The sequence below is a fragment of the Fuscovulum ytuae genome, from assembly GCF_029953595.1.
GTDB classification, from domain to species: domain Bacteria; phylum Pseudomonadota; class Alphaproteobacteria; order Rhodobacterales; family Rhodobacteraceae; genus Paragemmobacter; species Paragemmobacter ytuae.
Genome location: NZ_CP124535.1, coordinates 1,280,185 through 1,303,195 on the forward strand (window position 1 = coordinate 1,280,185; position 23,011 = coordinate 1,303,195).

Below are 23,011 nucleotides of genomic sequence, written 5' to 3' on the forward strand. Positions count from 1 at the left end.
CCCCGCCTGTCTGCCATCTCCGCCTCGGCAAGGGATCACCCCATGACCACCCCATCGGCACAGAAATCGACGCTTCAGTATTTCACCTGGGCCTTCATCGTCACCGGCCTTGGCCTTGCGCTTGGCGCTTGGCTGGGCTGGGCAAGCACCGGCACCCTGTCGGGCATGCTGTCGATCTTCTTCATCTGCTGTGTTCTGGCCGTCCTCGAAATCTCTCTCTCCTTCGACAACGCAATCGTGAATGCCAACAAACTCAAGGACATGCGCCCCGAATGGCAGCGCGCCTTCCTGACGTGGGGCATCCTCATCGCGGTCTTCGGGATGCGGATCGTCTTCCCCCTTCTGATCGTGGTTTTGGCCGCCAATATCGGCCCGTGGCAGGCCATCATCCTCGCCTCCACCCAGCCCGAAGAATACAGCCGCATCATGCATGAGGCGCATCTTCCCATCGCGGCCTTTGGTGGGGCTTTCCTGATGATGGTGGGACTGACCTATTTCTTCGACGCCGAAAAGGATGTCCATTGGGTGCGCTGGTTGGAAGAGAAGGTTGCTGCCACCGCAACCATCCGCGGGGTCGAGGTGGGGGTGGTCCTGATCACCATCCTCCTCTTCTCAAAATTCCTGCAAGGTGCTGAATCGACGGCCTTTGTTTCCTCGGCCATCTATGGCCTCGTGACCTTCCTCGTGGTGGAAACCGTGGGTGGCCTGCTGGACAAATCACAGGAAACCATGTCGGCGGCAGCGAAGGGTGGCCTTGGGGCCTTCCTCTACCTTGAGGTGCTGGATGCCTCTTTCTCTTTCGACGGCGTGATCGGCGCTTTTGCCTTGTCAAACAACCTCTTCGTCATCGCCATCGGCCTTGGCATCGGGGCGATGTATGTGCGGTCGATGACGATCATGCTGGTCGAAAAGGGCACGCTGCAACAATATCGCTATCTCGAACACGGGGCCTTCTACGCCATCCTGATCCTGTCTGTGATCATGTTCAGCCAAACCCTGTTCCACATCCCCGAGGTCATTACCGGCCTTGGTGGTGCCGCGCTGATCGGCCTGTCGCTCTGGTCCTCCATCCGCTGGAACCGGGGCAATCCCGATGCGGTGGCCGAGGCGCGCTGACCAAACCGATTTGAACCACAAGACCCCGCGAATCCTTGACAGTCGCGGGGCGTCCCCCCTACCCCTTCCAAAGCGCTTTCAACGCTTGGGAGGGGTCCATGTCCATCCGCGTCACAGTCTGGGGCGAAAACGTCCACGAACAGAAGAACCGCATCGTGGCGGGGCTTTATCCCGATGGGATGCACAGCACCATCGCCACCGCGCTGAACCGCGATCCGGGTGTCACCGCCACCACCGCGACGCTTCAGGAACCCGACCACGGGCTAACGCCTGAACGCCTTGCCGCGACTGATGTGCTGGTCTGGTGGGGCCATGCCGCGCATGGCGATGTGCAAGATGCCGTCGTCGACCGCGTCTGCGATGCCGTCTGGTCCGGCATGGGGGCGATCTTCCTGCATTCGGCCCATTTCGCCAAACCTTTCAAGCGCTTGATGGGCAGCCCCTGCAACCTCACCTGGCGCGAGGCGGGCGAACGTGAACGCCTCTGGCTCACCTCTCGCAACCATCCCATCGCCGCAGGCCTGCCCGACAGTTTCGAGTTGGAGCATGAAGAGATGTATGGCGAACCCTTCGGCGTGCCTGAACCGATGGAAACGGTCTTCGTCTCGTGGTTCCAAGGGGGCGAGGTGTTCCGCTCCGGCCTCACCTACAAGCGCGGCGCGGGGAATGTGTTCTACTTCCGCCCCGGCCATGAAACCTATCCAACGTATCACGACTCGAACGTTCAGCGCGTCATCCTGAACGCGGTGAAATGGGCGCATAACCCCGCCACCCGGATCGCCAATCCCAATGCCGCCCCCAATGTCCCGGTCGAGGTCGCACCAGAACCCATCACCGAGCGCGGCCCCCGCCTGCATCAGGCCGGCGAAGAGGGGTTCCGCTGATGCCCCACCCCATCCGCCTTCTGATCCTCGGCACCGGAGGAATGGCCGCCAACCATGCGGAACATTTCAGAAAAATCCCCGGCGTGCAGATCGTGGCGGGGGTCGATACCCGCGCCGAACAGCTCGACGCTTTCGCCGACCGTTTCGCCATTCCCCACCGCTTCACCAGCCTTGACGCCGCGCTGGCATGGGGCGGGTTCGACGCCGTGACCAACGTCACCCCAGATGCCGCGCATCACCCCACGACCCTGCCCCTCTTGGCCGCAGGCAAGCATGTGCTTTGCGAAAAACCCCTCGCCACGAACGCCGCCCACGCGCAAGAGATGGCCGATGCCGCCGCCCGCGCGGGCGTGATCGCCATGGTCAACCTCACCTATCGCAACGTCCCCGCCCTGCAAAAGGCCGCGCAGATGGTGGCCGAAGGCAGCATCGGAACGATCCGGCATTTCGAGGCATCCTATCTGCAAAGCTGGCTCGTGCAGCCCGCTTGGGGCCATTGGGATCGGGAAAGCCAATGGCTCTGGCGGCTGTCCACGGCGCATGGATCAAAGGGCGTTCTGGGAGATGTCGGCATCCATATCCTTGATTTTGCAACCTTTGCAGCGGGTCTTGATGTGGCAGACCTCTCCTGCCGCCTTGCCACATTCGACAAGGCACCGGGGGGCCGGATTGGCGACTATGTCCTTGATGCCAATGACAGCGCCACAATGCAGCTGCGCCTGACAAATGGTGCACTCGGCACCGTCACAGCCACCCGCTTCGCCACTGGGCATCTGAATGACCTGCGTCTCCGGCTTCATGGTGACAAGGGCGCGCTGGATGTGTCTTTTGAAAAGGGCAAAAGCCGCCTTTCCGCCTGCCTTTCCCCCGATCTGGAAAGCGCCACATGGCGGCGCGTCGCCTGCCCGCCCGTCCCCACCGTCTATCGCCGCTTCATCGCCGCGATCCGGGGCGAAGGCCCCGCAATCCCCGATTTCGCCCGCGCCGCGCGCCTGCAACAAATGCTGGACCGAGCCGAGGCGTCAAATGCCGAAGGCGCCCGCGCCCTGCCGCTCTGACGTCAGGCCAACCCGAACAGGAACAAAAGCGGCATCATCCCCAACAACATGCCCAAGGTGTCGCCCACGCCGCCACCATCGAAAACATCATCGTCTTCGGGCGTAACCTCTTCGGGCACGGGCACCATCGGCAGGTCATCCTCCCCGCTATCCCCATTGTCCAGCGGCGCTGCCTCCAGCGCCACGATATCCCCGTCCGTAAAGCCTGCAATCTCATCCAACCCGGCCTCTGTCTTGGCAAAGGCCACGCGGATCACCTCGCCGGGGGCGGAAAAGACCACCTCCACACCACCGTCAACGACCTGCAGCACGGCCCCCTGCCGCGCACCCAGCGCATAGCTTTCGCCCTCTGCGCTTTCGTCCACATCCGGATTGTCGGGGATGCCAAAGCGCGCCATCCAATCCTCGGGCACCGCGGCCCGCAGGCTGTCTGCCGCCGCTTGCCTATAGACTGATCCCATCCCCGGCAGGTCCAGCTTCACCCCACCCGGCACCGCCGCATCGTTTGCCAGAAAGACCACCAGTTTGTCTTCATTTTCAAACCCATAGGCCCAGACCGCATCACCGGGCACATTCGTGAGCCCGATATCCAGCGCCTGCGTCCCGCCCACGCTTTCGGCCAGCATATCCAGCATCCGCTGACCCACGAAATCCTGCGCCACCCCATTTATATCGGTGAAGGATGTCCGCCCCGGATGGATCACGTCGGTGCCATAGACCGCCGCCGTCGTCATCCCCTCGGCCCCGTATTCTGTCAGCATTTCAAGGATCAGGCGCGGGTGATCGGTGCCGTAATCCCGCGCCGCCATCGCCTTTTGCCAGAACTCTTCAAAGGCCGTCATGCTGCGCCCGTCCAGATCGACATCGCCCGGACCCAGCGACCCACCCGCCGCCGCATCCGCCGCAAGGAAATCATTCAACGCCTCATCCCGTGTATAGGACGCCACGCCCCATGACCCCAGATAAAGCCCCGGCCCCTCCTGCCCCAAGACGGCAAGTTCTGCCCGCCACGCCTCCATGACTGCCGCCACATCCTCGACCCGCCCATCGATCCCTTCGGCTGTCAAGGCAAAGCGGTAATGGATCACCTGATCCACCGCGCGCAGCGAGGCATCCGACAATTCCGCCCGGATCGCCGCATCTTCGGCCAGATCCCGGCCGCCCTGCACGGCAATTTCTACCTCCATGCCCGTGCTGTTCACCGCCGGATCGGCCAGGGCCGCCGAAATCTCTTGAATGAAGACCTCGGCCAGCTTGCCATAGTCGGTCGCCGCCTGCCCCGGATCAGGCATGGTGCCATAAAACTCGCTGCCCACCTGCAAGACCAACCGATCCGGCGCGGGCCCATAGGTGCCCCCCAGCAGATCATCCAGAAACCCGTGCAGATCGGCCCGCAAGGCCGCCTCATTCCCAAGATAGCGCAGCGAAGGAAGAACGACGGACAACCCCGCCCCCCGCGCCACAGCATCGGCCATCATCTCCGTCAGATCGGGACGCGGGAAGGCCGGATTGAAAAGTCCGGGATATTCCATGCCATAGCGATCGGGGAACATCTCGGCGATGAACCCGCCGGGCCAGACCAGCATGCCCACCTGCTGATCTGCCAGCTGCGCCTCAAACCGGGTAAAGCTGCGAAACCCGGTGTAAAGGTAGCCAAAGACATCAGGCCCCCACGTGCCCCCCGCTGTCACGGGGGCCGCGCCCCCAAGATCGAAGGTCATCGCCGTCATGTCTTTCGCCTCTCACAGCCATCCGGGCACTGCCCGACCGCCTGCTTGCGAAAAGCATGCCGCCCGCCATGGCCGGAAACCGCGCCAGCATGTCGCGCCCGGAACAGACCTGTCCCAAGCCCCCCGCTTCACTTGGCCCAAATGAAAGGACATACCGATGCGCATCACCCGTCTGGAAACCTTCGGGAATGAATTCCTCGCCTTCGTGCGGGTCACCACCGAAGACGGCCAGACAGGCTGGGGGCAGATTTCCACCTACAATGCCGACATCACAGCGCAGGTCTTTCACCGTCAAATCGCGCCCCACGCCCTTGGCACCGATGCCACCGCATTCGCCGACACCCTCGCCCTGATCGGTGAACGAGAACACAAATATCCCGGCTCTTACCTACGCCGCGCCATGGCAGGGCTTGATACCGCGCTTTGGGATTGGAACGGCAAAAGGCTGGGCCAGCCGGTCGTGGCCCTTCTCGGCGGCACACCGGGCCCCTTGCGCGCCTATGCTTCCTCCATGAAGCGCGACATCACGCCCAAGGATGAGGCCGCGCGCTTCTGCGCCCTGCGCGACGAGAAGGGCTTTACCGCCTTCAAATGGCGGGTGGGCCGCGAATGCGGCCGCGACCTCGACGAATGGCCCGGCCGGACGGAAGAGGTCATCCCCACCGTTGCCCGCGCCTTGGGTGACGGGATCGACAAGCTGGTCGATGCAAATTCCTGCTACTCCCCTGCCCGTGCCATCGAAGTGGGCAAAAGGCTGCAAGATGAAGGCATCGGCCATTTCGAAGAACCCTGCCCCTATTGGGAATATGACCAAACCGCCGAGGTGCGCGCCGCGCTCGAGCTCGACGTGACGGGCGGCGAGCAGGACTGCGAATTCGCCACCTGGGCGCATATGATCGCCCGCCAATCGGTCGACATCCTGCAACCCGATGTCATGTATATGGGCGGCATCACCCGCACGCTGGAAGTGGCCCGCATGGGCGCCGCGGCTGGCCTGCCCATCACGCCGCATGCCGCGAACCTAAGCCTTGTCACCATGTGCACGATGCATCTCTTGAAGGCCTTGCCGAATGCAGGCCGCTATCTGGAACTCTCGATCGAAGGCCCGGACTACTACCCGTGGCAAGAGGGGCTTTTCCTCGGCGATCCCTACCGGGTCGAGGACGGCCATGTCACGGTCCTGGACGCACCCGGCTGGGGCGTGGAGATCAACCCCGACTGGCTCGCGCGCGCGCAATGGCGCGAAAGCGTTCTGGAGTAACGGTCCGGCGAAGAAAAGCTCTGGAGGCGGGTACCGGAATCGAACCGGTCTTCACGGATTTGCAATCCGCTGCGTAACCTCTCCGCCAACCCGCCACGCTCCAGAGGTGTGGCGTGATTAGGCGATACCGCCATGGGACGCAAGGGGGAGGTCCGCACAAATCCCCTGACGCGCGCGGCATCTTGCAAGCACCGCCCCAGCCGAATAGCCTGTCCACGTAGTGTGTGATCTGGTGTGCGAGTTTGAACGATCTTCGTGGCATGTTGACCGCCCGCACGCAGTCTGGCTGCGCGCTACATGCCGTCGTGATCAGTTGGGACGGCATGCATGCTGCGGCGTCCCAGATCGCCGAAGCCGTCCTTCCCGCTGTCGCGCGCCTTGATGTCATCTATTCGAACCATGCCGGAACGCCCGAAACCGGCAGCGGCACATGGCATGAGGTGCCGCAAAGCTGGTTCTTCGGCTGGAAGTTCCGCAAGGCGCTCGATCTTTTCCATGCAGCGCCAAAGACCACGCATCTTCTGATCATCAGCGCGGATGGCGACCATGACGATTGGGCCTCCTTGGCACGGCGCAGTGTGGCCATCTTGGGTCAAGACCGCCGCATCGGCATCTGGGCCCCCGACCTCGACGAAACACCATGGCCGACCGATTTGGTGGCCACAGCGCCGCCCGGGGGCAATGGTTGCATCGACGTCATGCAAACCGATGGCGTCGTCTGGGCGTTCTCGCTGCCTGTGGCCGAGGCGCTCTCTACCCTGTCTTTCGCAGAAAACAACCTTGGCTGGGGCATCGATTGGGCGGCCATCTGCATCGCGCATCGCGCCAAGTTGCGCATCTGCCGCGATCTGACCTGCGCCATCCGCCACCCGCAAAGCCGTGGCTACAATTCCGAAAACGCAGAACGGCAGATGTATGCATTTCTGCGGCAATTCCATCCGGCAGATCAGAACTGGATCCGCCTGACCCGCGCCCGTCTGCAAGGACCGGGCGCTTCGATAAATCGACGCAGCAAAATTTCGGGACTTGAGGGCAGCATGAAATTCATTTCGCAACTGACCAAACAAATCAGGATTTCAGAGGTCCAATGTCTCGACGGCGAGGTCTTCATCGCCACCAACATGCCGATTGACGGAACCAACATCTATGTCGCCTCTGGCGACCATCAGATCGCCTTTGACCGCATTGACGATCCCGTCGCGACAGGGCGTATCGCGCGCCTGCTGCCCTTCGACCTGTCGCCCAGCGAAGGCCGGATCGAAAAATCGCTCAACGGTCATGGCGATTGGCAGGTCGAAACATGGGATAGTCTGAGGCTGGCCTTTCCTCCCGATGCCCTCGACCATCGGGTCACCGTTCCCCTTACCCTTCCGATCGAGATCGCGGAAAGCAGCCATCCCAAGCGCTTCACTGCCTGCATCGCTGTTCATCGCGGGCGGGCGAACCTTGTCTTGCGCATCGTTTCGGCCGAAGGGATGGACCTTCACCGCATCGACGTGCCCTATGCCATCCAATTCAGCGGCGGCTCCGCTGTCGAAGGGTATCAGCACGTAGAACTTATCCTGCCCGACAGCCCGCCGGGCAGTGTTCTTCAAATCGACCTTTCCTTCCTCGGTGCCGCCGAAATTAGCCCCGATGACCCTTACGTGTTTTTCTTCGCCGATCCCCGGCTGGAAATCATGGGCCGGCCCGAACCCAGCACTTCACGCTCGGTGGCCAAACGCCTACACTCACAGGCCCCCGCGCATTGGTATTGCGCGACCCTGCCCCCCCAGATGCTTGGTGCAGGGCGGGCCTTCCGTCTCTGCCAACCCTCGGCACCGGAGCAGCTGCTTTTCCCCCCCAGTCTGGCCGAAGTCGCGCTGTCCAAAGACTTCGGTCATATGTTGGAACTCAATTGCACAACGGGCTTTTCGGGCGTCATGTGGATCAATGGCACCGCCGCCTTTCCGGTGACTTTGCCCGCAGGCCAATCGGCCCTGCGTTTTCCACCCCGCTTTTTGACTGGGCGCCAGGCCCGCCTTGAACTGCGTGACCGTGCCGGAATGCAAATCCTCTGGCAGGACTGGACCCTGCTGAAACGCCAAGTCACCGATTTGGAACACTTGCAGCGCGAAAGCCGCGCCCCCCACGCGCCCGACCTCTTTCCCCAATCGGCCCACCGCTACAAGGCCCTGCGCGCCCATTGCGCCGCTGGCAGCCCCGCCGCCCTGATCGCCCAACTGAACACCGCGATAGATGCCTTGGAAGCGGGGCATGAGGCACTCACCCTCAAACCCCTGTCCTTCCCCGAGGTCTCGAAACCTGATGTTTCCGTCGTGATCCCGGCCCATAACAAGGTGAAGGTCACCTATGCCGCGCTCTGTGCGCTTCTGCTTGCATGGAACAAGGCGACGTTTGAAGTGATCGTCGTCGACGATGGCTCCACCGACGAAACCGCGGCGTTGGAAAAGATCGTCACAGGAATCACCGTCCTGCATAACGAAACGCCGCAACGCTTTATCAAGGCCTGTAATGCCGGCGTCGCGGCGGCGCGCGGCACCTATGTCGCGCTTCTGAACAACGACACCGAACCCACAACCGGCTGGCTTGACGCGCTGCTCGACGCCTTTCAGCGCTTTGATCGCGTGGGCCTTGTCGGCTCACGCCTCCTTTACCCCGATGGTCGCCAGCAAGAGGCGGGTGGCATCATCTGGGGCACGGGCGACCCTTGGAATTATGGCCGCCTGCAAAACCCATGGGACCCGCGCTTCAGCTATGCTCGTCAGGCCGATTACCTGTCAGGCGCCGCCCTCCTGACCTCCCGTGCGATCTGGGACAAGGTGGACGGTCTCTCCACCTATCTGGAACCCATGTATTTCGAAGACACCGACCTTGCCTTCAAGGTCCGCGAGGCAGGCTTCACGACGTGGTATATCCCGTCCTCCATTGTCTACCATTACGAAGGGCTGACCAGCGGCACGGATACCTCGTCTGGCTTCAAACGCTATCAGGAAGTCAACCGCCCCAAGTTCAAACGCCGCTGGGCCAAGGCTTTCACGGGTTTCTCCAAGGTCGGCACAGCACCCGATCTGGAAAAGGACCGCGGGATTCAGGGCCGTATCCTTTTCATCGACACCACGACACCCGCACCCGACCGCGACGCAGGCAGCTATGCCGCCCTTCAGGAAATTCGGCTGGTGCAATCCCTCGGCTACAAGGTCACCTTCCTGCCGGAAAATCTGGCATGGATGGGCAGCTACACCGAAGACCTGCAACGAATGGGGGTCGAGGTGATCGTCGCCCCCTTCTACCGCAGCTTTGACGAATTCTTTGATGCAAGGGCAGGCGAATTCGATGCCTTCTACATCACCCGCTATCACGTGATGCAGAACGCGGCCCCCCGCATCCGCGCGCGCAATCCCGAAGCGCGGATCATCATGAACAACGCCGATCTGCACTATTTGCGCCTCCTCCGGCGGGCGATGGCGGAGAAAGACCCCACCCAGATCGATGACGCTCGCGCCGTCCGCGAACAGGAATTCGCCGCGATGCGCAGCGCTGATCTCGTCCTGTCCTATAACCCCACCGAACATGCCGTGATCGACGCAATCTCGGAAGGCGCCGTCAGAGTCATGACCTGCCCTTGGGTCCTCGACCTGCCCCAAACCGTGGCCCCGCGCGACGGACGCTCTGGCCTTTCCTTCTTGGGCAGTTTCCAGCACCACCCCAATGTCGAAGGCCTCGATTGGTTCCTGCGCGAGGTGATGGGTCCGCTTGCCACCACCCGCCCCGACCTGTGCCTGTCGATCTATGGCTCGCGCATGCCGGAAAAGTTCAAGGCGATGGCAAGCGAAACCATCCTCCCCATCGGCTATGTTGATGACGCGGCCGAAGCCTATGACAAGCACCTCATCTTCGTGGCCCCTCTCCTCTCCGGGGCTGGCATAAAGGGCAAGGTGCTGAACGCGCTTGCCCGTGGCACGCCTTGCGTCCTCAGCCCCATCGCCGCCGAAGGCACCGGCCTGCGCGACGGCGAGGATTGCCTGATCGCCGACCGCCCGCAGGACTGGGCCGAAGCGATTGCCCGCTTGAACGACGACACCGCACTCTGGCAACGCCTCGTCGACAACGCCCGCACCCACGCCGCGCGGAGCTATTCCTTCGAAAGGGGCCGCACCCTCATGCGCGCCGCGTTTGAGGCGGTGGAGTTGTTTGGGGCGCGAGAGTGAGCGACGTCAAAAACGAAACGTAATTCAACATCATCGGACGAAATCAATGAAAAAAGCAGGAAAAATCCATTTTGTTCATCACCTCGAGAAGCGCTACGTTGCAGCGAATCTTGGTGATTGGATTTGCTGCCCCTATTACTATTTCCCGGATTATTTTGCGCAGTATACCTGCATCCTCCATTCCGATTGGGCAGTGCTCTGGCATGAGATCGAGCGTGACGACATTGTCATCTTTGGTGGAGGAGGATTACTGGACAACTCCGATGAATTAAACAGGGTTCTCAATCGACTGATCAATTGCTGCGATAATGTTATTATATGGGGCGCCGGAACGCACAAATACAATAAAGACAATATCTTCGGAAAAAAGACGGCTACCGAAGAAATTCACTATGATCGCGCTGCAATCGTTGGCGTGCGCGACTACATGCATCCATCGGGGCTACCATATCTTCCCTGTGTTTCCTGTCTTAATCCCGCATTTCTAACGCCGCAAGATAGCGTTCCAATCAAAAGAACCATCGGTACAATCAAAAGCGCTTTAGAAACAAACTTCGCGGTTGAAGGGCTTCCTTCATTCGTAACCAATGCACAGCCGATAGGTAAGGTTGCAAAATACATACTGTCGTCACAGGTCATCCTCGTAAGCTCCTATCATGGAGCCTATTGGGCGATGCTTTTGGGTAAGAAGGCAGTCCTTCCCTCTACACGTCTTGGCGTCGACAAATATCGATATTTTCGACATCCGGTCGGCTTCTATGACGGCAACTCGTTCAACGAAGATGAACTCCTTTCGATTGCCAGCAATCTGCCAGAAATTCCAAGTTTTCTTGAAGAGTCAAGGAAACTCAATCATGATTTCTTCGAAAAGACACGCATCTATATCGAGGCGCGGATTGAGCCATCAATGCCAAATGAGACGATTCAGAACATGGCAAAACGCATTGCACAGCTCGACTTCACAATCGTGGACATGTGGAACGAAATTCGTCGCCTGAATGGAAAAGTAGCGCAACTCAGCCAAGAAAAGCGCTAACGTTTAATCAGAACATAAAACAACGAGGTCTATTTTGACGACAATGAGATCGAGAGGAGCATCCTCTTGATCTCATCTAGTTCGACCACCCAGCCTTCATCAATCCAGCGGGCGCTCACATAGGTAATTCGATTTTGCAAGGCATCCTGAATGCAAAAGTGCAGGAGGTTCGCACGCGGTTCGGTTTCAATTACAATCAGATCACGGCCAACGAAGGCCAAATTATGCAAAGCTGATGAATCCTGACCAATAACAACGCTGGCGCGACGGATTTCTGCAAGCAGCTCTCCAATCTCGACCTCAAGCGGGTCAATCACGCGACCACCAATTTCAATCACAGCCTGAGCAACCTGATCCGCATTCGCCAGCAACCTTCTTCGACTGGATGTCAAATGCTTATGTATAATGAAAAGGGGGGCCCGGTCTGCTTCTCTTGGGCAGAGGGTCCAAGAATTAATGAAAGATGCCGTTGGCCTAAATATACTGCGCGCAAGTTCTGGTGGAATAATTCCACCAGGTGACTGCGTTGGAACTGTTGGAACGAACAGTTCCTCGCAGAATACGCCATTGACCTTATCCACCAGAAAGACGCGCGACTCATCGATCTCGAAAAGCTTCAGGAAACGATTCATCCAATCTCGATGTGGGGCCGGCAGAATGAAATGTTCTATCTTCCAGAATAATCCAGATCTTTTGAGAATCTCGATACGCCCCCAGATATCCACGATCCAATGCCCGTAGGTTAAGGCTCCCGGAAATGTCAAAAGGGCTGCGGCACGACTTGTGCGATCGAATACCAAATCAGGAAACTGAAGGACGCCACCAGAATCATCCACCAGTTGCAATAAGCCCTTCCGAGCCATGAATTCAAAGGCCCCTTTGGGCCAACCGAATCCATCAGAACCATTCAACAGTGACCCTTCTGCCTGAGACAAGACGAGTCCCCAGTTGTCGAAAACCTTCTGATTATACAGATGATAAACGCCGGACCTGAAATTCCTACTTGAGCGATATTTCTGATATCGCTCTAAAAGCTTTTTAGTAAGAGTATTTCGGTCTAAAAGAAACTGCTCATCTAACACTTCACCTCGATTGCCGACTGGACTCTCGGGGAAAGTGCATTCTGAAAAGCTGTAATGGAACCTATCCATTCGTACGAAGTCAAATTCCACCTGCAACGAAACACCACCCTAACTCACCGAAACCCATAAGCTGCACGAATTCTTGGCAACAAGACGCCCTACGGTAACGCAAGGGGAAGGCTCGCGCAAATGCCCCCTCACAACGTCGCCAAAGTCGCCCCCCCATCCAGCAACACATTCTGCCCCACCATAAACGCCGCCTGCTGCGAGCACAAAAACGCACAAGCCGCGCCAAAGTGGGCCGGGTCGCCATAGCGTCGCGTGGGGATCGTCGCCGCGCGACGCGCCCGCGCTTCTTCCATGCTGATCCCTTCAGCCTTCACCACCCCTTGATCAAGGCTCACAGCCCGGTCCGTGTCATGGATGCCGGGCAGCAGGTTGTTGATCGTCACCCCATGCGGCGCAACCTGCCGCGAGGTGCCCGCCACGAACCCCGTCAGCCCCGCGCGGGCAGAATTGGAAAGGCCCAGCGCCGCGATGGGGGCCTTCACCGATTGCGAGGTGATGTTGACCACCCGCCCCCAGCCCCGCGCCATCATCCCCGGCAGAACCGCCTGCATCAGCGCGATGGGTGTCAGCATATTTGCATCCAGCGCCCGGATGAAATCATCGCGCGTCCAGTCCGACCACACGCCCGGCGGTGGGCCGCCTGCATTGGTGACGAGGATATCCACCTCCCCCGCGGCGTCCAGCACCCGCGCGCGGCCCTCTTCCGTCGTGATATCGGCGACCACCGCGACCACGCCCACATTGTGCCGCGCCCGGATCGCTGCTGCCGTCGCCTCCAACGCCTCTGCCCCACGCGCGTTCAGGACAAGGTCCACCCCCGCCGCAGCCAACGCCTCGGCGCAGCCCCGGCCCAACCCCTTGCTTGATGCGCAAACCAGCGCCCGTTTGCCCCTGATGCCCAGATCCATCGTCGCCCTCCGTGGTTTTCCAAGGCCTAACTGCCCACGCCGCGCCCTGCAAGCCGCCTGCCCAGTGGACGGCCCGCGCGCTTTCGGCTACATGCCCGCCATGCTGGACAACCGCCCCACCCTTCCGCCCGAAATCGCCCGCCGCCGGACCTTTGCGATCATCTCGCATCCCGACGCTGGCAAGACCACGCTGACCGAAAAATTCCTCCTCTTCGGGGGCGCGATCCAGATGGCCGGTCAGGTCCGCGCCAAGGGCGAAGCGCGGCGCACGCGGTCCGACTTCATGAAGATGGAACAGGAACGCGGCATCTCTGTTTCCGCTTCGGCCATGTCTTTCGACTATGGCCAGTATCGCTTCAATCTTGTCGATACCCCCGGCCACTCGGACTTTTCGGAAGACACCTATCGCACGCTCACGGCGGTGGATGCGGCCATCATGGTGATCGACGGCGCAAAGGGCGTAGAATCCCAGACGCAGAAACTGTTCGAGGTGTGCCGCCTGCGCGACCTGCCGATCCTGACCTTCTGCAATAAGATGGACCGCGAATCCCGCGACACCTTCGAAATCATCGACGAGATCCAGCAGAACCTCGCCATCGACGTGACGCCCGCCTCATGGCCCATCGGCATGGGCCGCGATTTCCTTGGGGCCTATGACCTCCTCCATGACCGGTTGGAGATCATGGATCGCGCCGACCGCAACCGCGTCGCGGAATCGGTCAAGATCAACGGTCTGGATGACCCGAAGCTGGCCGACCATATCCCCGCCGACCTCCTCGCCAAGCTGCGCGAAGAGGTCGAGATGGCGCGCGAACTCCTGCCCGCCTTCGACCGGGCAAGTTTCCTCAACGGGTCCATGACGCCAATCTGGTTCGGCTCTGCTATCAACTCCTTCGGGGTAAAGGAATTGATGGATGGGATGGGCGAATACGGCCCCACGCCCCAGCCGCAAAAGGCCGCAGAACGCCAGATCGCGGCGGATGAAACGCCCGTCACCGGCTTCGTCTTCAAGGTTCAGGCCAATATGGACCCCAAACACCGCGACCGCGTGGCCTTTGTCCGCCTTGCATCGGGTCATTTCGAACGGGGCATGAAACTCTTGCATGTCCGGTCCAAGAAACCGATGGCGGTGTCGAACCCTGTCCTCTTCCTTGCCGCTGATCGCGAACTGGCCGAAGAGGCATGGGCGGGCGATATCATCGGCATCCCGAACCATGGCCAACTCCGCATCGGTGACGCCTTGACCGAGGGCGAAAGCCTCCGCTTCACGGGCATTCCCTCTTTCGCACCGGAACTTTTGCAAGGCGTGCGCGCGGGCGATCCGATGAAGGCCAAGCATCTGGAAAAGGCCCTGATGCAGTTTGCTGAAGAAGGGGCCGCCAAGGTCTTCAAACCGATGATCGGCTCAGGCTTCATCGTGGGTGTTGTGGGCGCTTTGCAATTCGAGGTGCTGGCCAGCCGGATCGAACAGGAATACTCCCTTCCTGTGCGGTTCGAAGCCTCACAGTTCACCTCTGCCCGTTGGGTTTCCGGCCCAAAGGCCGAGGTGGAGCGTTTCGTCAACGTCAACAAGGGCCATATCGCCACCGACAATGACGGCGACATGGTCTATCTGACGCGCCTGAAATGGGACATCGACCGGGTGGAACGCGATTATCCCGAACTCAGACTCACCGCGACGAAAGAGATGATGGTCTAAGGTCTCTTGGAATGTGACCCACATTCCGCAGCGACCCACACGTCCTTGAACTGAAACGCACCTAGACTGAAACGCCCCGCCACAAACCGGAATTTGCGTCAAATTCCGACGCGATTTCTGCGCCAGAAATCGCTACCCGCGCGCCACCACCGCCTTCAGCATCGCCGCCTTCGCGCGGCGGTTCTTCCGCCGTCGCAGGCGCGGCATTGCAAACAGTACAAGCCCAGACAGCCCAAAGATCACCAAGGCCCCCGCAGTGATATCGGCCAGCCACGTACCCAGCGCCGTGCCCACCCAGCCCCTTTCGTGGATCGAAGACAGCACCCGCGACCATCGCACTCTTGTATGCAGCCACGTCCCATCCGGTGCATAGGTCCGCGTCATATAGCGGCTGTCGGTCCATGCAAAACCTGTCGCCTGATCCACGATCACGTCGACATCCCCGGCATCGAAGATAAAGACATCCCGATGCCGAAAACGGTCCTCCTCATCGTCAAGGAACAGGTCCGCCCCCGGTGCCAATCGCGCCGCCATCGCCTCGGCCGAAGCCTCATCCTGCGGCCGCGCCAGCGGCGAGCTGTCGAAGCCATCCGTCGCATAATGCTCGGTCGGGAAGATCGACAGGATCAGGTCGTCATGGTTCATATAAAGCCCGGTAAAGCCGATCGCCACAACCCAAGGCAGGATCAGCACGCCCAACCAGGAATGGAGGGTTTTCACCAGACGTTCGAAAGACATGGGCGGCGGGCCTTGCATAGGTGCGGGATGGTCTGATCCTCGCATACCCCCCTCCGCCGCGCCATGCGACTTCGGTCACAGATCGCCCGTCTTGATAAAGGTTTACGCCCGTTCAGATACGCAAGCGGGTGCAGGCAAAAAGGATGTCCAGCCGCCGCCCCTCCAGATACCCGGCAAGCGTGCCGGGCGAAGGGAACAGCCGATCCACCCGCCCGGCCTCTTCTTCGGCAGGCAAACGTCGGGCAAAGAAATCCAGATGTTCGCGCGCCTGCGCACAGGCGGCGGGGGCCTCGATCCCGCTCCGCCTTGCGCGGCGCAACATCTCTTCCGCCAAGGGCACCTCCAGCCACAGGATCGTGCGCGCATCCTCATAGGCCGCGATATGCGTCCGTTGCCCCGTCGGCATCGACGCCCAATAGAGATCAAGCGTCTGCTTCAGTTCCGGCGTCGGCAAGATCAGGACCGGCCCACGTCGCGCATCCGCGGTGGCGATGGCGAAATCCACCACCGCCCGCGCAATCAGCCGATGCAGCGCAAAGCCCTGCGGGGCCGCCGCCACGGCCTCGGCGCTGGCCTGATAAAGCGACATCCACTGCTGCGCCATGAAGAACCGATCCGGCAAGTCCTCCTGCAACTCAGGCATCGCCATATAGGGCTTCATCGCCTGCCGCCGCGATGTGGTGACGACGGGGATACGCACCTCCAAGGGCCCATCCGGCAACAGATCGCGCCGCAGCACCATTTCAAAGGCAAAACGGATCACCTCATCGCTCTTGCTGTCGCCCGCGGGCAATTGCAGCCCGGATACCGCCACGCGCAGCCGCGCATAGGGCCCATCAAAGCGATCCGCCTCCAACAGCACCACGCGACGGGCCAAACCCTCTGCCTCAGCCTCAACCGTCGCAACCGAAAGGGGGCGATCCGAATAAAGATCCGTCACCACGATCTCTGGCGCAGGCGCAGGCAACCCCGTCTCGACAAAGGCGAAATCGAACCGCAGCTCAGTTTCGCGCGCTGCACCCTCCGCCCCGGACAAGGCGACCAGCCCCGCAACAAGGCCAAGGCAGGCGGCAAGACGGCGAAAATCGGCAAACAGGCATAGCATTGGCATCACGCGGTCTTTCTCTGGGTTGTCGGCAAAGCAAGGCAGGCCCCAAGGATCAGGGCATCGGCAAGCCGCAGGAATTGCAGAAGTTGCATCAGCCCGTCGCGCACCGATCCATAACTCGCGAAATCGGGCGGCAGGGTCTGCGAGATGTAATCCAGCACCGTATCATCCCCCAAGAGCGGGTGACCCTCGTCCGAGGTCAGGTGCAACTCGGCCCAGAACAGGATGAAAAACAGCGTCAGGCACAGCGCTGCCAGATAGACAGCCTTCCCGCGCGCCTGAAAGACCAGCCCGTTCGAAGCAACGATCCGGGTCAGCACAAATGACCCCAATCCCGTCGATAGCTGCATCGCCTGGCTGTATTCCCCCCAATCGGCGGACAGCACGGCCTGCACGCGCAGCATCAGAAACACGATCCGGGCAAAGAGATAGGGGTCCCCCACCGTCTCGGCGAAAGGATCGATCTCGCCCTCCAGTAACCCTTCCGTCACCGGGGCCTGCCAGCAGGCATCGATGAAGGTGCCCCAGCAGCCATGCACGGCCACCAGATAGGCGATCCACGGCAAATGCACGGCCATTACCCCAAGGATGATCGCCCAGACCAAAAGGCGCTGATTATGCGCCTGCGCTTGGGATGCAGCAGAGCCCGCCCCGCCAGGCGCCTGCGCCGGGGCCGGGGCCATTACAGGGGGCGGACTACCTGCCACAGGCGGCAACGCGCCCCCTCCAGCGGGCAGATAGATCGGCGCCCCTGTAGGCGCCCCCGCAGGCCCCGGTAGCCAGACCGCATAATAAACCAAGGGCTGCACCCCACCTTCAGGCAAGGTGGCGGCGGGCATATCGGCTGCAGGCGAGGGCTGAGGCGGCGGTGGTGGCGGAGGCGAATTTGCATCAGGCAAGGCCAAGGCCTCATCCGGCCCGGCCATGACGGGATCGGTCGCCTTGCGCGCCGTCTCCATCAAGAAACACCCCACTCGCCACAAAAACCAACCGAATTGTCGTAACTTGGCCCGTAACGCCCTGTCAACCTTGGCGTCCAAGGCGGATCATTGACCCTCGTCGTAATTTCAGCTAACGCAGCAACGGGCCTTTCGGGCCCGAATTGACGCCGGGGCGCCCGGACAGCAGCGTCCCTTCACCCATGCGGGCCGATCCCGCATCCTTAAGGACGCATATGACCAAATTCTCCGATCTCGCGCTCGATCCGCGCGTACTTCAGGCCATCACCGAAGCGGGCTATGAAACGCCCACGCCCATTCAGGCACAGGCCATCCCCCACGCCCTGCAAGGCCGCGATGTCCTTGGCATCGCCCAGACCGGAACGGGCAAGACCGCCAGCTTCACGCTGCCGATGATCACCCTTCTGGGCCAAGGCCGCGCCCGCGCCCGTATGCCGCGCAGCCTCGTCCTCGCGCCCACCCGTGAACTCGCGGCGCAGGTGGCAGAAAACTTCGACATCTATGCCAAGCATACAAAGCTGACGAAGGCCCTTCTGATCGGCGGCGTGTCCTTCGGCGAACAGGACAAGCTGATTGATCGCGGCGTCGATGTCCTCATCGCCACCCCCGGTCGTCTGCTGGACCATTTCGAACGCGGCAAGCTTTTGCTGACAGGCGTGCAGATCATGGTGGTGGATGAAGCCGACCGCATGCTTGACATGGGCTTCATCCCCGATATCGAACGCATCTTCCAACTGACCCCCTTCACGCGTCAGACCCTGTTCTTCAGCGCGACGATGGCGCCGGAAATCGAACGGATCACCAACACCTTCCTGTCGAACCCGGCAAAGATCGAGGTGGCGCGCCAATCCACCACCTCGGCCACAATCGAACAGAAGCTGATCCAGTTCCAACCCACCCGCAAAGACCGCAGCTTCACCGAAAAGCGCGCCGTCCTTCGTGCGCTGATCCGGGGTGAGGGTGAGGCCTGCACCAACGCAATCATCTTCTGCAACCGCAAGATGGATGTGGATGTGGTGGCGAAATCCCTGAAATCCCACGGTTTCAACGCGGCCCCCATCCACGGCGATTTGGAACAGTCGCAGCGGATGAAGACGTTGGATGAATTCCGGGACGGCACGCTTCACCTTCTCGTGGCCTCCGACGTGGCCGCGCGCGGGCTGGATATCCCCGCCGTCAGCCATGTCTTCAACTTCGACGTGCCCTCCCACCCCGAGGATTACGTCCACCGCATCGGCCGCACTGGCCGCGCAGGCCGTCAGGGCAAGGCCTTCACCATCGCCGTGCCTGCCGATGACAAATATCTGGGTGCCATCGAAAGCCTTGTGAAACAGTCCATCCCGCGTGGTGATCTACCCGAAGGGCTGGACCTCGCCAGCGAAGGCTCCGACCGCCCGCGCGAAGATCGCGGCGGCCGTGGCGGTGAACGCAGTGGCCGTGGCCGTGGCCGCGACCGTGGCCCGCGCGAAGATCGTGGCCCACGCGAAGACCGGGCACCGCGTGAAGACCGGGCACCGCGTGAAGAACGGGCACCGCGTGAAGACCGCGCCCCCCGCGAACGCCGCGAAGAGGTGGTTGTCGAAGCAGCCCCCGAACCCGTGATGGCCGAAGTTCCGGCCCCGCGCCGCGAAGACCGTCCCCGCCGGGACGACCGCCGCGAAGGGCGCGACGATCGCCGCGACCGTTACCGCGACCGCGATGACCGTTCCGGTCCCCCGGTTGTCGGGATGGGCGACCATGTGCCGGATTTCATCCTGCGCAGCTTCAAGATCGCCGCCCCCACTGCGGATGAGGGTGAGGACGACAGCCCCGCCAACGGCACGGACGGCTAAACCGCCGGCAAGGATTCTTCGTAGGAAGAATCTCCCCCCAACGCCAAGCGAAAAGGCCGGCCCCGCAAGGGACCGGCCTTTCGTTTCGCCCCAAGGGGCGATTACTCCGCCATCAACCGGCTGACCACCACTGTCACTTCCGGCTTCTTGCCGATTTCTTCCATGCCCACCTGCCGCACGATGCGCCGCAGCGCCTCGTCCAGTTTGTCGTCATCCGACAGGATCTTGCGCCCGGCACCATCAAGGAAATCGTTCAATTCCCCCTCGATCACCTCGGCCAGAACGCCCGACCGGCCCTTTTCGGCCAGCCCCATGCATTCGACCCAAGCCTCGCCCAGCACCTCATTGTCATCGTCAAGGATCACCGTCACCATAACCTTGCCGTTCAGCGCCATGCGGATGCGGTCGCGGATCACCCCGTCCAACGCCCCCACGATGGCGCTGCCATCCAGATAAAGCCGCCCCGTCTCCACATGGCCCACCGTCACCGGGGCCTCCCCCGTCAGATCGACGATCATCCCATTGGTGACCACCGCCGTCGCCAGCCCAGCCTCAGCCCCGATCCGGGCATGTTCGCGCAAATGCCGATGCTCGCCATGCATGGGGATCAGCATGTCAGGCAGCAAAAGCCGATGCACCTGCTCCAGATCCGGGCGGTTCGCATGGCCCGAGACGTGGTATCTCCCACCCCCGTCATCCATCACGTCAACGCCCATCTCCGAAAAGTTGTTGACGATGCGCAGCACCTCGCGCTCGTTGCCGGGAATGGTCTTTGACGAAAACAGGAACAGGTCCCCCGCCTTCATCTCCATCCCCAGATATTTGCCCCGCGACAGCTGCGCGGATGCCGCCCGCCGTTCGCCCTGCGATCCCGTCACGATCAGCATCAGGTTCCCGCGTGGGATATCCGCCGCATCCTCAGGCGAAACCGTGCGCGGGAAATCGGTCAGAACCCCCGACTGCTCAGCCGCCGCCACCATCCGCTTCATGGCGCGTCCCATCAGGCAGACCGACCGATCCGCCGCTTTCGCCGCCTCGGCCAGCGTCTTCAGACGCGCCACGTTGGATGCAAAGGTCGTGGCCACCACCAGCCCGCCCCGGCTGGCCACCAATTCGCGGATCGGCTCGCGGATCGAACTTTCCGATCGCCCCGGATGCAGCGAGAAGACGTTGGTGGAATCGCACATCAGCGCCTTCACCGGCCGTTCTGCCGCGATCTCGGTGAACCGCGCGTCGTCCCACGCCTCTCCCACGACCGGGTTCGGGTCCAGCTTGAAGTCGCCCGAATGCACCACCCGCCCGGCCGGCGTATCGATCACCAGCGCCGCGCTTTCAGGGATCGAATGGCTGACCGGAACGAATTGAACCTTGAACGGCCCCACCTCCACCGTGGCGGGCCGCGCCTCCACGATGTTGATCGCCTCGATGGGCAACCCCTGCTCTTCGAACTTCAACCGTCCGACCGTTGCGGTAAAGCGACGGGCGTAAACGGGTTTCTGCAACCTCGGCCACAGATGCCCCAAGGCACCGATATGATCCTCATGCGCATGGGTGATGAAGATCGCCTCCAGACGGTCGAGATTCTCTTCCAGCCAACTCACATCCGGCAGGATCAGATCCACCCCCGGCGTCGTGTCCATATCCGGAAAGGTCACCCCGATATCGACAAGGATCAGCCGTTCCTTGTTGGCAGGTCCATAGCCATAGACATAGGCGTTCATCCCGATCTCCCCGGCACCGCCGAGGGGAAGGTAGATCAGCCGGTTCACAGTCATGCGCGTTCCAGTTCCTTGTTATAGGCATCGATAAGCATCAGACCATGCATGGTCAGGTCATCCTCGACGCTGTCAAATAGCGCGGTATCCTGCGCGAAAAGGGAGGCAAGGCCCCCCGTAGCAATCACCTTCATTTCGCGGTCGCGTTCCTTGCGCACTTCGCGCACGATCCCCTCGACAAGCCCGATATAGCCCCAGTACACGCCCGATTGCATGCAGGCCACCGTATTCGTGCCGATGGCCTTGGCCGGGCGGCTGACATCCACATGCGGCAGCGCGGCGGCAGCCATATGCAGCGCCTCAAGCGACAGGTTCACCCCCGGCGCGATGACGCCACCGATATAGGCCCCATCCGTATCCACCACGTCAAAGGTCGTAGCCGTGCCGAAATCCACCACGATCAGATCGCCGCCATGGCGATCATGCGCGCCGACAGTGTTGACCAATCGGTCCGGCCCCACCGTTGTGCCCTGATCCACGCGCGGCGCCACGGGCAGGCGGCATTCCGGCTTCCCCACCACCAACGGACGGCAATCGAAATAGCGGTTGCACAGAACCCGCAGATTGAACACCACCCGCGGCACGGTGGATGAGATGATCGCATCCGTGATCGTGGCCTCGGTCTTCGTCAGCATCATCAAGGATGACAGCCACACATGGTATTCATCAGCTGTCCGTTTGTGATCGGTCGCGATCCGCCACGTCGCGATGAAGCGCGTCCCGTCCCAGATCGAAAAGACCGTGTTCGTATTCCCGCAATCGATGGTGAGGAGCATCCTTCCCCCCTGTCAGAAGAAAACCTCCGCCGCCGGAATGGCGACGGACCCGCCCGGTTGGCGCAGGATCAGCGCGCCACTGTCGTCGATCGTCTCAAACAGGCCCTCGCGCGTCTCAGCCCCCGTCCGCGCCCGGATCACTTCGCCCAGCCGCGCCGCATGGGCCAGCCACTCGGCCCGCAATGGCGCGAAACCTTGCGACGTAAAGATCGCTTCCCAGCGCGCATAGGCCGGGGCCAGCGCGGCCAGAAAAGCCTCTGGCGAAACCCGCACCCCCGTCTCGGACAAAAGCGAAACAGGCCGCACCGCCCCCGCCTCTACCTGCGCCGGATCGGGTGCAGCAATCAGGTTCACCCCGATCCCGATGGCCAGATGGGCCACCCCCTGCCCTGCCCCGCTGCTCTCCAAAAGAATGCCCGCCACCTTGCCGCCGTTCAACAGCACATCATTCGGCCATTTCAGGGAAAAGGCCGCAGGCAGGCCCGTCACCGCAACAAAAGCCTCGCGCAGCGCCAGCGCGGCCGCAAAGGACCGCAGCGCCACCTCTGCCGCGGGCTCCTTGGGATGCAACAGCAGCGTGCCGTGGAAATTCCCCCGCGGGCTGGCCCATGCCCGCGCCCGCCGCCCCCGGCCCGCCGTCTGCTCACCGCCCAGAATCCAGCAAGGCCCCGCCATCTGCGGGGCCAGCCGGAAAGCTTCGGCATTTGTGCTGTCGACCGTATTCAGAAGGCGGCGGCCCACCCCCTCCGGCCATGGCGCATCGGACACG

At 61.5% G+C, this 23,011-nt stretch carries 17 protein-coding genes and 1 tRNA gene; 8 read left to right on the forward strand and 10 right to left on the reverse strand.

Annotation, left to right across the window (positions count from 1 at the left end; genetic code table 11):
* The first annotated feature begins 42 nt into the window (after nucleotides 1-42).
* From QF092_RS06155 to QF092_RS06165, 3 genes are all read left to right on the forward strand, one after another.
* Complete coding sequence (locus QF092_RS06155; RefSeq protein WP_281468603.1) at nucleotides 43-1,116, forward strand: DUF475 domain-containing protein; 1,074 nt, start codon at nucleotides 43-45, stop codon at nucleotides 1,114-1,116.
* Between the two features lie 98 nt (nucleotides 1,117-1,214).
* Nucleotides 1,215-2,000: a ThuA domain-containing protein gene (locus QF092_RS06160; protein WP_281468605.1), complete on the forward strand. Its 786-nt coding sequence runs from the start codon at nucleotides 1,215-1,217 to the stop codon at nucleotides 1,998-2,000.
* On the forward strand, nucleotides 2,000-3,058 hold the full coding sequence (locus QF092_RS06165) for a Gfo/Idh/MocA family protein (RefSeq protein ID WP_281468607.1): 1,059 nt from the start codon (nucleotides 2,000-2,002) through the stop codon (nucleotides 3,056-3,058). The genes QF092_RS06160 and QF092_RS06165 overlap by 1 nt, the downstream gene beginning before the upstream one ends.
* A 2-nt stretch (nucleotides 3,059-3,060) precedes the next feature.
* Here the strand turns inward: QF092_RS06165 and QF092_RS06170 are convergent, their stop codons facing one another.
* A complete protein-coding gene (locus QF092_RS06170; RefSeq protein ID WP_281468609.1) occupies nucleotides 3,061-4,788 on the reverse strand; it encodes a hypothetical protein in 1,728 nt (575 codons plus the stop codon).
* A gap of 157 nt (nucleotides 4,789-4,945) precedes the next feature.
* Between QF092_RS06170 and QF092_RS06175 the strand changes: the two genes are divergently transcribed.
* Complete coding sequence (locus QF092_RS06175; protein WP_281468612.1) at nucleotides 4,946-6,049, forward strand: mandelate racemase/muconate lactonizing enzyme family protein; 1,104 nt, start codon at nucleotides 4,946-4,948, stop codon at nucleotides 6,047-6,049.
* 21 nt (nucleotides 6,050-6,070) lie between these two features.
* Here QF092_RS06175 and QF092_RS06180 read toward each other — a convergent pair.
* Nucleotides 6,071-6,144: transfer RNA gene (locus QF092_RS06180), tRNA-Cys, on the reverse strand.
* A 165-nt stretch (nucleotides 6,145-6,309) separates the two neighbouring features.
* On the opposite strand from QF092_RS06180, the gene QF092_RS06185 reads away from it, so the two are divergent.
* On the forward strand, nucleotides 6,310-10,260 hold the full coding sequence (locus tag QF092_RS06185; RefSeq protein ID WP_281468614.1) for a glycosyltransferase: 3,951 nt from the start codon (nucleotides 6,310-6,312) through the stop codon (nucleotides 10,258-10,260).
* 46 nt (nucleotides 10,261-10,306) lie between these two features.
* A complete protein-coding gene (locus tag QF092_RS06190) occupies nucleotides 10,307-11,296 on the forward strand; it encodes a glycosyltransferase family protein (protein WP_281468616.1) in 990 nt (329 codons plus the stop codon).
* Nucleotides 11,297-11,325: 29 nt separating this feature from the next.
* Here the strand turns inward: QF092_RS06190 and QF092_RS06195 are convergent, their stop codons facing one another.
* Complete coding sequence (locus QF092_RS06195; protein WP_281468617.1) at nucleotides 11,326-12,447, reverse strand: glycosyltransferase family 61 protein; 1,122 nt, start codon at nucleotides 12,445-12,447, stop codon at nucleotides 11,326-11,328.
* 128 nt (nucleotides 12,448-12,575) lie between these two features.
* The gene (locus QF092_RS06200; protein ID WP_281468619.1) at nucleotides 12,576-13,355 is read right to left on the reverse strand and encodes an SDR family oxidoreductase; all 780 of its coding nucleotides are present in this window, start codon (nucleotides 13,353-13,355) and stop codon (nucleotides 12,576-12,578) included.
* A 100-nt stretch (nucleotides 13,356-13,455) separates the two neighbouring features.
* On the opposite strand from QF092_RS06200, the gene QF092_RS06205 reads away from it, so the two are divergent.
* Nucleotides 13,456-15,054: a peptide chain release factor 3 gene (locus tag QF092_RS06205; protein ID WP_281469799.1), complete on the forward strand. Its 1,599-nt coding sequence runs from the start codon at nucleotides 13,456-13,458 to the stop codon at nucleotides 15,052-15,054.
* Nucleotides 15,055-15,186: 132 nt separating this feature from the next.
* On the opposite strand, the gene QF092_RS06210 is transcribed toward QF092_RS06205, so the two are convergent.
* The 3 genes from QF092_RS06210 to QF092_RS06220 form a co-directional block, all read right to left on the reverse strand.
* Nucleotides 15,187-15,792 carry a PepSY-associated TM helix domain-containing protein gene (locus tag QF092_RS06210; RefSeq protein ID WP_281468621.1) on the reverse strand — a complete coding sequence of 202 codons (606 nt, stop codon included), beginning with the start codon at nucleotides 15,790-15,792 and terminating at the stop codon, nucleotides 15,187-15,189.
* A 112-nt stretch (nucleotides 15,793-15,904) separates the two neighbouring features.
* Nucleotides 15,905-16,903 (reverse strand): hypothetical protein, encoded by a 999-nt coding sequence (locus tag QF092_RS06215; protein ID WP_281468623.1) that lies wholly within the window; start codon nucleotides 16,901-16,903, stop codon nucleotides 15,905-15,907.
* Nucleotides 16,903-17,859 carry a hypothetical protein gene (locus tag QF092_RS06220; RefSeq protein WP_281468626.1) on the reverse strand — a complete coding sequence of 319 codons (957 nt, stop codon included), beginning with the start codon at nucleotides 17,857-17,859 and terminating at the stop codon, nucleotides 16,903-16,905. The genes QF092_RS06215 and QF092_RS06220 overlap by 1 nt, the downstream gene beginning before the upstream one ends.
* 215 nt (nucleotides 17,860-18,074) lie before the next feature.
* Here QF092_RS06220 and QF092_RS06225 point away from each other — a divergent pair, with 215 nt between their 5' ends.
* On the forward strand, nucleotides 18,075-19,691 hold the full coding sequence (locus QF092_RS06225) for a DEAD/DEAH box helicase (RefSeq protein WP_281468628.1): 1,617 nt from the start codon (nucleotides 18,075-18,077) through the stop codon (nucleotides 19,689-19,691).
* Nucleotides 19,692-19,792: 101 nt separating this feature from the next.
* On the opposite strand, the gene QF092_RS06230 is transcribed toward QF092_RS06225, so the two are convergent.
* The 3 genes from QF092_RS06230 to QF092_RS06240 are packed head-to-tail and all read right to left on the reverse strand — an operon-like array spanning nucleotide 19,793 to nucleotide 23,010.
* Nucleotides 19,793-21,466 (reverse strand): ribonuclease J, encoded by a 1,674-nt coding sequence (locus QF092_RS06230; RefSeq protein WP_281468630.1) that lies wholly within the window; start codon nucleotides 21,464-21,466, stop codon nucleotides 19,793-19,795.
* Nucleotides 21,463-22,242: a type III pantothenate kinase gene (locus QF092_RS06235; protein ID WP_281468632.1), complete on the reverse strand. Its 780-nt coding sequence runs from the start codon at nucleotides 22,240-22,242 to the stop codon at nucleotides 21,463-21,465. The genes QF092_RS06230 and QF092_RS06235 overlap by 4 nt, the downstream gene beginning before the upstream one ends.
* A 12-nt stretch (nucleotides 22,243-22,254) precedes the next feature.
* Nucleotides 22,255-23,010 carry a biotin--[acetyl-CoA-carboxylase] ligase gene (locus QF092_RS06240; protein ID WP_281469801.1) on the reverse strand — a complete coding sequence of 252 codons (756 nt, stop codon included), beginning with the start codon at nucleotides 23,008-23,010 and terminating at the stop codon, nucleotides 22,255-22,257.
* Between the last annotated feature and the right edge of the window lies 1 nt (nucleotide 23,011).

Coding starts and splice junctions, on each gene's coding strand:
- QF092_RS06155 (WP_281468603.1), top strand. CDS start 43: ATGACCACCCCATCGGCACAGAAATCGACGCTTCAGTATTTCACCTGG.
- QF092_RS06160 (WP_281468605.1), top strand. CDS start 1,215: ATGTCCATCCGCGTCACAGTCTGGGGCGAAAACGTCCACGAACAGAAG.
- QF092_RS06165 (WP_281468607.1), top strand. CDS start 2,000: ATGCCCCACCCCATCCGCCTTCTGATCCTCGGCACCGGAGGAATGGCC.
- QF092_RS06170 (WP_281468609.1), bottom strand. CDS start 4,788: ATGACGGCGATGACCTTCGATCTTGGGGGCGCGGCCCCCGTGACAGCG.
- QF092_RS06175 (WP_281468612.1), top strand. CDS start 4,946: ATGCGCATCACCCGTCTGGAAACCTTCGGGAATGAATTCCTCGCCTTC.
- QF092_RS06185 (WP_281468614.1), top strand. CDS start 6,310: ATGTTGACCGCCCGCACGCAGTCTGGCTGCGCGCTACATGCCGTCGTG.
- QF092_RS06190 (WP_281468616.1), top strand. CDS start 10,307: ATGAAAAAAGCAGGAAAAATCCATTTTGTTCATCACCTCGAGAAGCGC.
- QF092_RS06195 (WP_281468617.1), bottom strand. CDS start 12,447: ATGGATAGGTTCCATTACAGCTTTTCAGAATGCACTTTCCCCGAGAGT.
- QF092_RS06200 (WP_281468619.1), bottom strand. CDS start 13,355: ATGGATCTGGGCATCAGGGGCAAACGGGCGCTGGTTTGCGCATCAAGC.
- QF092_RS06205 (WP_281469799.1), top strand. CDS start 13,456: ATGCTGGACAACCGCCCCACCCTTCCGCCCGAAATCGCCCGCCGCCGG.
- QF092_RS06210 (WP_281468621.1), bottom strand. CDS start 15,792: ATGTCTTTCGAACGTCTGGTGAAAACCCTCCATTCCTGGTTGGGCGTG.
- QF092_RS06215 (WP_281468623.1), bottom strand. CDS start 16,903: ATGCCAATGCTATGCCTGTTTGCCGATTTTCGCCGTCTTGCCGCCTGC.
- QF092_RS06220 (WP_281468626.1), bottom strand. CDS start 17,859: ATGGAGACGGCGCGCAAGGCGACCGATCCCGTCATGGCCGGGCCGGAT.
- QF092_RS06225 (WP_281468628.1), top strand. CDS start 18,075: ATGACCAAATTCTCCGATCTCGCGCTCGATCCGCGCGTACTTCAGGCC.
- QF092_RS06230 (WP_281468630.1), bottom strand. CDS start 21,466: ATGACTGTGAACCGGCTGATCTACCTTCCCCTCGGCGGTGCCGGGGAG.
- QF092_RS06235 (WP_281468632.1), bottom strand. CDS start 22,242: ATGCTCCTCACCATCGATTGCGGGAATACGAACACGGTCTTTTCGATC.